This window comes from Streptomyces sp. NPDC012474 (genome assembly GCF_042955185.1).
Taxonomy (GTDB): Bacteria; Actinomycetota; Actinomycetes; order Streptomycetales; family Streptomycetaceae; genus Streptomyces; species Streptomyces cahuitamycinicus.
In genome coordinates, this window is record NZ_JBIBEP010000046.1 from 1 (window position 1) to 8,062 (window position 8,062).

At 68.5% G+C, this 8,062-nt stretch carries 9 protein-coding genes; 6 read left to right on the forward strand and 3 right to left on the reverse strand.

Annotated features, from left to right (window positions below):
- The 3 genes from ACFY9S_RS40475 to ACFY9S_RS40485 all read left to right on the forward strand — a co-directional run.
- A partial coding sequence (locus ACFY9S_RS40475) for an RHS repeat-associated core domain-containing protein (RefSeq protein WP_391139125.1) occupies positions 1 to 746 on the forward strand: 746 nt, incomplete at its 5' end.
- Positions 747 to 1,036: 290 nt separating this feature from the next.
- Positions 1,037 to 1,471: an RHS repeat-associated core domain-containing protein gene (locus ACFY9S_RS40480; protein WP_391139126.1), complete on the forward strand. Its 435-nt coding sequence runs from the start codon at positions 1,037 to 1,039 to the stop codon at positions 1,469 to 1,471.
- 850 nt (positions 1,472 to 2,321) lie between these two features.
- Entirely contained in the window at positions 2,322 to 2,807 is a 486-nt protein-coding gene (locus ACFY9S_RS40485; protein ID WP_391139128.1) for a hypothetical protein, read from the forward strand.
- Positions 2,808 to 2,864: 57 nt separating this feature from the next.
- Here the strand turns inward: ACFY9S_RS40485 and ACFY9S_RS40490 are convergent, their stop codons facing one another.
- Both ACFY9S_RS40490 and ACFY9S_RS40495 read right to left on the reverse strand, forming a co-directional pair.
- On the reverse strand, positions 2,865 to 3,155 hold the full coding sequence (locus tag ACFY9S_RS40490; protein WP_391139130.1) for a DUF397 domain-containing protein: 291 nt from the start codon (positions 3,153 to 3,155) through the stop codon (positions 2,865 to 2,867).
- On the reverse strand, positions 3,136 to 3,990 hold the full coding sequence (locus ACFY9S_RS40495) for a Scr1 family TA system antitoxin-like transcriptional regulator (protein ID WP_391139132.1): 855 nt from the start codon (positions 3,988 to 3,990) through the stop codon (positions 3,136 to 3,138). Before ACFY9S_RS40495 ends, ACFY9S_RS40490 begins: the two co-directional genes overlap by 20 nt.
- A gap of 157 nt (positions 3,991 to 4,147) precedes the next feature.
- Between ACFY9S_RS40495 and ACFY9S_RS40500 the strand changes: the two genes are divergently transcribed.
- Together ACFY9S_RS40500 and ACFY9S_RS40505 are read left to right on the forward strand one after the other, a co-directional pair.
- Positions 4,148 to 4,348, forward strand: a complete 201-nt coding sequence (locus ACFY9S_RS40500) for a hypothetical protein (RefSeq protein WP_391139134.1) — start codon at positions 4,148 to 4,150, stop codon at positions 4,346 to 4,348.
- A complete protein-coding gene (locus tag ACFY9S_RS40505) occupies positions 4,348 to 4,809 on the forward strand; it encodes an ATP-binding protein (protein WP_391139136.1) in 462 nt (153 codons plus the stop codon). Before ACFY9S_RS40500 ends, ACFY9S_RS40505 begins: the two co-directional genes overlap by 1 nt.
- A gap of 205 nt (positions 4,810 to 5,014) precedes the next feature.
- Here ACFY9S_RS40505 and ACFY9S_RS40510 read toward each other — a convergent pair whose 3' ends face one another.
- A complete protein-coding gene (locus tag ACFY9S_RS40510; RefSeq protein ID WP_391139138.1) occupies positions 5,015 to 6,844 on the reverse strand; it encodes a phosphoenolpyruvate carboxykinase (GTP) in 1,830 nt (609 codons plus the stop codon).
- Between the two features lie 328 nt (positions 6,845 to 7,172).
- Between ACFY9S_RS40510 and ACFY9S_RS40515 the strand changes: the two genes are divergently transcribed.
- Positions 7,173 to 7,886, forward strand: a complete 714-nt coding sequence (locus tag ACFY9S_RS40515; protein ID WP_391139140.1) for a hemolysin III family protein — start codon at positions 7,173 to 7,175, stop codon at positions 7,884 to 7,886.
- The last annotated feature ends 176 nt before the right edge of the window (positions 7,887 to 8,062 follow it).

The window sequence follows — 8,062 nt, forward strand, 5'->3', positions numbered from 1 at the left end:
GGATTACGGCTGGTGGCAAGGGCTACGACCTGGTCCACGCGGGCACGGACAACTCCGAGCGCACGAAGCTGGGTTCGACGTGGTTCCACCACACCACGCTCGGCCTGGCGTCCACGACGACGAACGGGGTCGACACCGGATTCATCCGCGAACCGGCGGGCACCTTGAACTCCATGACGACTGGGGGGAAGTCCTACTACTACCTCACCGACGCCACGGGCAACGTCCTCGGCCTGGCCGACGACACGGGCAAGCGCACCCACACCTACGCCTACGGCCCCACAGGCCTACCCCGCGGCACCACCACCGAGACAGTCCCCCAGCCCCACCGCTACGCGGGCACGTACCTGGATCCGACCGGCCTCTACAAGATGGGCCACCGCTACTACGACCCGTCCCTCGGCCGCTTCACCCAGCCGGACCCGTCGGGGCAGGAGACCAACCCCTACCTCTATGCCGGTGGCGACTTCATCAACAACAGCGACCCCACGGGCCTGTTCTCAGTCGCTGATGCGGTGGGTGTTGTCGCTGGCACAGTGGCCGGCGGTCTCGGTGCAGCAGCTGTGGGTGCTGCGTGTATCGGTACTGCTGGCGCCGCGTGTGTCGGCGCTGCCGTAGTCACCGGGGCGCTCTGGGGCGCAGGGGGCGGCGCCGCTGGCGCCACCATTGCGGGCGGAACGCAGGCGGAGCGAGAGAACGGCATGTGGGGTGGCCTGATCGGTGGAGCAGTCGGAAGCTTCTTCTGAGGAGAAACGTGTGAAACAGAGGAGCCCTAACACTCTTGCAGTCATTGGCAGTTGTGCTGCTCTCACCTGCCTTGTGGGAGTGGTTGCCACTGCGGCTGGTCTTTTCGACTGGCCGATCTGGCAGTCCGCCGTTCTGTTCGCTGCGGTCGGCCTTGTTGCGGGAGGACTCGCCGTAGCACGGAGAAAGTCAGTGTCCGGAAGCGTCGAGGATACGCGTTGACATCAGCGGACAGTGACAAGTTGTACGGGCTCTACGACGTGAACTGAAGCAACAGCAGTCACCGCAAAGCGTGAGGGCTGGACGCCAGGCGATTACCCGGCATCCAGCCCTCACGGGGTGCACGAAGGCAGCCCCCCAGCCCCACCGCTACACCGGCGCCTACCTCGACCCCACGGGCCTCTACAAGTGCATGGGCCACCGCTACTACGACCCCACCCTCGGCCGCTTCACCCAACCCGACCCGTCGGGGCAGGAGACCAACGCATACCTGTATGCGGCTGGCGACCCCGTCAACAACACCGACCCGGCGGGCCTGTGGACGGGTTGGGACACAGTGGCCACAGCCTTCGCGACTGTTGCCCTGATCACGGCGATCCCGACAGGAGGTGCTTCGCTGACGGTCGCAGGCGGCATCGGACTGGCCGTCTCTCAGGCAGGCTTCGTTGGTGCCGTCGCGTGTGGCGTATCTGACGAGAACGCCTGGCCCGGCAACGGCAGGAAGTAGACCACGAAGAGGCGCCACACGTGAGGCCAGGGGACGATCGTGCCGGGGAGCCTGGCCTCACGTTGTGGAGAAGACTGGGATTCCATGCTGCATTGGTGAGTTGTCGAGTTCCGGACATAAAGGAAGGCCTCTTGGCAGCCCATGGTTGTCGCGTCTGGGGGGCGAATGAGGTAAATACAGAGTGACCACATCGAGCCTTTTGCGGCTCGCGGCTGACCCATGGCGGAAGGGGACGCGTTCGCTACCAGAGCCACGTGCTTATGGGCGCTGGACTATTTGCCACTCTCGGCGGGCTGGCGCTGACCATCATGGCTATGGCCCGCCGGAGGCGGAAGAAGTGAAGTCACGTCTCGCACGCCTGCGTTCGCTGTCGCGGCCCTGTGTGCTGTCGCATGGGAGTCCTGCGCCTGCTCACTCCGGGATCGGCCGGCGGCCCATTTCCCCTCGTCGCGTTGCTCTCCGGCTTGATGGCCGTCATATGCCTGGAGCGGGGGCCTCACACGCCGGTGACAAGTGAGCACCCCTCGACGTCGGTGGAGCCCAGGGGCCATCCACAGTGCTCGTGCTCCCGTTCGCGCCTCACCGGCAGGAACGCCGCCGACGGCCCCATCGACTTCACCGATCCGGAAGGGCTCGGGCGGCAGCTCACATGGCGTGAAGGCCCCCGGCCGCCCTGTCCTGTGAGGCGGCGGGCAGCGCTGTGTGGTTCCTCTCACTTACTGGACGTTCTCAAGACTCCCCTGTGAAGATTCGCTGTCAACAATCGTCTGAACCAGCGTCTCGACACCTACGTCAATAGCCAGAGGGGCACGTGGGCGAACATCCACCGAGTCATCCCGGAGTGGTACTGATGCCCCGGACTGCGAAGGCGCGGTGGCTCATCGCCGTGGTCGTCGCTCTCTGCGTGGTGGTGGGTGCTCTGGTCTGGTGGTCGAAGCGCGATGCGGCACCGTACGCCTTGCGGGACACCCCCGAGGTGCACCTGACGGTCCGGGCCGCGACGTCGGCCTATCCCGAGGCCGAGGAGGTCGCGCGCGAGGCCGAGCTGGTGCTCAAGGTCTATGTCCAGCGCCTACGCGACGGTGACGCCGAGGACCTGGCTGACCTCGGTGCTCCGTGGTACACGGGCCGGGAGGCAGCCGCGCGGGGGCTGATCTCCAAGTTCGGCGCCGAGGCCGACCGTCCGGTTCAGGCGCTGGTCGCGGACCCCGTCACACCGGGCCTGGCCAGTGTCGAACTTCGCTTCGAGAACGACAGCAGCCAGACTCTCGACCTCACCCGCGACGACGGAGTGTGGTGGCTGGCCATCGGGGACGGCGACCCGGTGAGGCCGTAGACACGACAGGCGCTCGGCTGGGGTGTCCCAGCCGAGCGTCACTGTGCCACGTGACAGTCAGGCGACATGTACCGATTTGAGGGACGTGACGAAGGACGTCCAAGCCGGGGCCGTGATGGTGAGGACCGGGCCGTGGGGGACCTTGGAGTCACGGACGGGGACGACGGCGGTGTGGGCGTCGCACACTTCGACGCAGTTGCCGCCGGTCCCGTTGCTGTAGGTGCTCTTGCGCCAGTGAGCGGCGCCGGGGAAGGCTTCGGCCACCTCCAGGCAGTCGCCGCCACTTCCGTTGCTGTAGGTGCTCTTGCGCCAGATGGCTGTGCTCAAGTCAAGTCCGTTGCTTGCCATTTCCGCCATCCTCAGCCACTTGCTCGATCAGGGCGAGGGACGCCTCCCGGGGTAGCGCGGCGGCCCTGAGCAGATCGTACGACCTTCGGTAATCCTTAACGAGGCCCGGATCGTCGATGGTGTCCCCGCTGTGCAGCGCCTCCGTGTAGACCAGCGGTGGCGCATCGGGGAACGTCATGATCTTGGCCGTGCCCAGCATGAAAGGGTGCGCTCCGCAGTTCCACGGAAGGATCTGGGGAACAATCCGGTGCCGCCGGGCCAACCCGGCGATGTGCTGCCACTGTTCGGCTGCCTGGTCAGGCGGAACAATCGGCTGACGGAGCAGGGTCTCGGACAGGATGGCCCAGTACACCGGCGTCTTGTGGTTCTCCTCGAAGAGGCGGGCTCGTGCCAGTCGGGCGGTGACCTTCTCCTCTACCTCCTCGTCCGGAGCGAGTGGGTGCGTTGCCCGCACCACCGCCCGCGCATACGCCTCCGTCTGCAACAACCCCGGCACCAGCGTCGGACACCATTCCTCGATGGTCTCCGCGTGCCGCTCCGCCTCCAGCACCCGCTCGAAGTAGCTCGCGTGCCCCCGTCGTTTCGCCCGCCGCACGTCCTCGCACCGGCGCCTGAAGAAACCGTCCGTGCCCAGCACCCTGTCCACGTGCTCGGCGAGTTCCGCCGGCATCCGGCGCGTGCCCCGCTCGATCTCGCTCAGGTGGCTCGGGCCGTAGAAGCTGCCCTCGACGAGTTGCTGGAGGGTGAGGCCCGCCTCCTCCCGCTTCCAGCGCAACTCACTGCCGTAAAACGTCGGGACGCCCGTCGAACCGTCGATGTCCTTGCGCTGACCCATCGTTCACCGTCCTTGGTGTGCCGTTATCGCCCGCTACCAGGCTCTTCACCGCGCAGCCGCAGTTCAGGAGCGGGAGATCGAAGGGCTGTCACGGTACGGCGGTCGGCGTCACAGTGTGAGGAGGTCGTCACTCAGCGCACTGGAAGGTGTGACCCCCATGCACAGCCCCGCCGAAGCCGACGCCTGCGTCGAGGAGTTGCGAGTCGCCCTCGCCGCACACGGCATCACCCTGCCGTCTCTCGGACTCGATCTCCCGGCCCTCACCTCCCGGCCCGCGCGGCCGCTGATCACGCTCGGCGCCTGCAATCTCCTCACTGCGCAGGCCCTGGCCGCAGCTCTCCGGCAGCGTGCCGCGTGATGCCGCCGGTGACGACGCTGGAGTTGCTCGCGACCCCGGCCGGGGTGTCCGGCGTGCGGCGGGCGCTGCGCCCGTACGGGACCGACGTGCAGCTGTGCGCGAGCGAGCTCGTCACGAACGTGGTCCGGCACGTCGGGGAGGCCGTCCCCGTCACGGTGCGGGTGTGGCGCGAGGTAGGCGGTCGGATCCGGTTGGGGGTCAGCGATCCCGACCCCCGGGTGTTGCCCGTTCTGGTCGCGGGCGTCGGCACCGAAGCCGAGTCGGGCCGCGGACTGGCCCTGCTCGACGCGCTGGCCGTGCGGTGGGGCGTGGAGCAGGAGCCGAGTCGCAAGACGGTGTGGTGCGAGCTGTTCACCGAAACCGACGCCGGCATCGATACCCGCACCCCGAAAACGCCCGAGCGCCCCGGTCGACGTAGGCCGTCGGCCGGAGCGCTCGGTCAGTCATCGGCACGTTCGTGAGCCCACCTGGGGGCCGTGCCGAAGCGGGCGGGAGGGGGCCGGTCGCCGCCGGTTTCCGTCGGGGCGGACGGAGGACGCGGCGGCCGGCCCGGAATCCCGCACGCCGTTGTGCGGGCCCCGCCAGTCGGTTCCGCGGCCGGCCGTGACGATGTTGCTGGTCAGGGCTCTCTCGGTTCCAGCCGGCCGCGGAGTACAGGGGTGGGACTCAGCCCAGGCGCTGCACCAGCGCGCGGTACTGGTCCCACAGCTCCTTCGGCGTGTGCTCGCCGAAGGTGTTGAGGTGCTCGGGGACCAGGGCGGCCTCCTCGCGCCAGACCTCCTTGTCGACCGTGAGCAGGAACTCCAGGTCGGAGTCGGCCAGCTCCAGGCCGTCGGTGTCGAGGGCGTCCTTGGTCGGCAGGACGCCGATCGGGGTCTCGACGCCCTCGGCCTTGCCCTCCAGGCGCTCCACGATCCACTTCAGGACGCGGCTGTTCTCGCCGAAGCCGGGCCAGACGAACTTGCCCTCGTCGTCCTTGCGGAACCAGTTGACGTAGTAGATCTTCGGCAGCTTGGACTGGTCCTTGTCCTTGGCCACGTCGACCCAGTGGGCCATGTAGTCGCCCATGTTGTAGCCGCAGAACGGCAGCATCGCGAAGGGGTCGCGGCGCAGCTCGCCGACCTTGCCCTCGGCGGCGGCGGTCTTCTCGGAGGCCACGTTGGCGCCGAGGAAGACGCCGTGGTTCCAGTCGAAGGACTCCGTCACCAGCGGTACGGCGGTGGCGCGGCGGCCACCGAAGAGGATCGCCGAGATCGGCACGCCCTTGGGGTCCTCCCACTCCGGCGCGATGATCGGGCACTGCGAGGCCGGGACGGTGAAGCGGGCGTTGGGGTGCGCGGCCGGGACGCCGGACTCGGGCGTCCAGTCGTTGCCCTTCCAGTCCGTCAGGTGGGCCGGAGTCTCCTCCGTCATGCCCTCCCACCAGATGTCGCCGTCGTCGGTGAGGGCGACGTTGGTGAAGACGGAGTTGCCCCACAGCGTCTTCATCGCATTCGCGTTGGTGTGCTCGCCGGTGCCGGGCGCGACACCGAAGAAGCCCGCCTCGGGGTTGATGGCGTAGAGCCGGCCGTCCTCGCCGAAGCGCATCCAGGCGATGTCGTCGCCGATGGTCTCGACCGTCCAGCCCGGGATGGTCGGCTCCAGCATGGCGAGGTTCGTCTTGCCGCAGGCGCTCGGGAAGGCCGCGGCGACGTACTTGGACTCGCCGCGCGGCGGGGTCAGCTTGAGGACGAGCATGTGCTCGGCGAGCCAGCCCTCGTCGCGGGCCATGACGGAGGCGATGCGCAGGGCGTAGCACTTCTTGCCGAGCAGGGCGTTGCCGCCGTAGCCCGAGCCGTAGGACCAGATCTCGCGGTCCTCGGGGAAGTGCGAGATGTACTTGGTCTTGTTGCAGGGCCAGGGGACGTCCGCCTGGCCGGGCTCCAGCGGGGCGCCCAGGGTGTGCACGGCCTTGACGAAGAAGCCGTCGGGGCCGAGCTCGTCCAGGACCGCCTGGCCCATGCGCGTCATCGTGCGCATCGAGACGGCGACGTACGCCGAGTCGGTGATCTCGACACCGAGCGCGGACAGCGGCGAGCCGAGCGGGCCCATGCAGAAGGGCACGACGTACATGGTCCGCCCGCGCATCGAGCCGCGGAACAGGCCGCCCTGGCCTCCGGAGCCCTGGAAGATCTCCCGCATCTCGGCGGGGGCCTTCCAGTGGTTGGTCGGGCCCGCGTCCGCCTCCTTCTCGGAGCAGATGAACGTCCGGTCCTCGACGCGTGCGACGTCGGTGGGGTCGGAGGCGGCGTAGTAGGAGTGGGGGCGCTTGATCGGGTCGAGTTTGCGGAAGGTGCCCTTCGCCACGAGCTCCTCGCACAGTCGCTCGTACTCGGCCTCGGATCCGTCACACCAGACCACGTTGTCCGGCTGCGTCAGTTCAGCGATCTCGTTGACCCACGAGATCAGTCCCTGATGGGTGGTGGGGACGGTGGGAGCCGCGATATCGCGCGCCACGATTGCTCCTAAATGAGGGATTTTTTGTGATGTGGAGGCCCCGTGGGGGCTGCGACCCGGATGCTTGACGGTGGATCTTGGCGCTCATCCGGTGCCGACTGCACTCATTTGATCATCCGACGTACGCGCCCATCTGTCCAGAGGAGCGCACAGGTGAGCAACGTGAGGCTCGCCACGGTTTCCCGCGGCCGCTTTGCGCGCACGTTGCGTTCACCTGACAGTCCGTTTGCGTGACCATCGCCGGACCGTGGTGAGAGGATGGCCACTCTTCGCCGGTCAATCGGTGGTACGGACCCGTTACTTACGGTTCCGTAGCTACCATTCGGCCATGACTGCGTTCGTCCCCGACGCGCCCACGGACTCGGCGGCCGACGGCCACGGTCCGAAGGCGCTCTCCCTGCCGCATCCGGTCAAACCGAAGCTGCGGGGCTGGCTACACCTCGGCATGTTCCCGGCCGTTCTGGTCGCGGGACTGGTGCTGACCGCCCTCGCCGACACCACCAGAGGGCGCATCGCCTGCGGCATCTTCGCCCTGACGGCCTGCCTGCTGTTCGGCGTGAGCGCGCTGTACCACAGGGGCGACTGGAGCCCGCGCATGGACGGCATCCTGCGCCGGCTGGACCACGCCAACATCTTCCTGATCATCGCGGGCACCTACACGCCGCTGACCATGCTGCTCCTGCCCGGCGCCCAGGGCCAGTGGCTGCTGTGGGGCGTCTGGGGCGCGGCCGTGGCCGGCATCCTCTTCCGGGTCTTCTGGGTCGGCGCCCCGCGCTGGCTCTACACGCCCTGCTACATCGCCATGGGCTGGGCGGCCGTCTTCTACCTGCCGGACTTCATGCGGACCGGCGGCATCGCCGTTCTCGTACTGGTCGTCGTCGGCGGCCTGCTCTACAGCGCGGGCGGCGTGGTCTACGGCATCAAGCGGCCGAACCCGTCACCGCGCTGGTTCGGCTTCCACGAGGTGTTCCACTCCCTCACCCTGGCGGCCTTCATCGCGCACTACGTGGGGATCTCGCTGGTGGCGTACCGGCACGGGTAGCCCCCTCCCGGGGGGGGGGGGGGGGGGGGCGGGGGGGGGGGGGGGGGGGGGGGGGGGGGCGGGGGGGCGGGGGGGGGGGGGGGGGGGGGGGGGGGGGGGGGGGGCCCCGGGGGGGGGCCGGCCCCCGCGCTGGGAGCGGAGCGAGCCGCCTTGAACCAGTAGAGAAAGTTGTAACT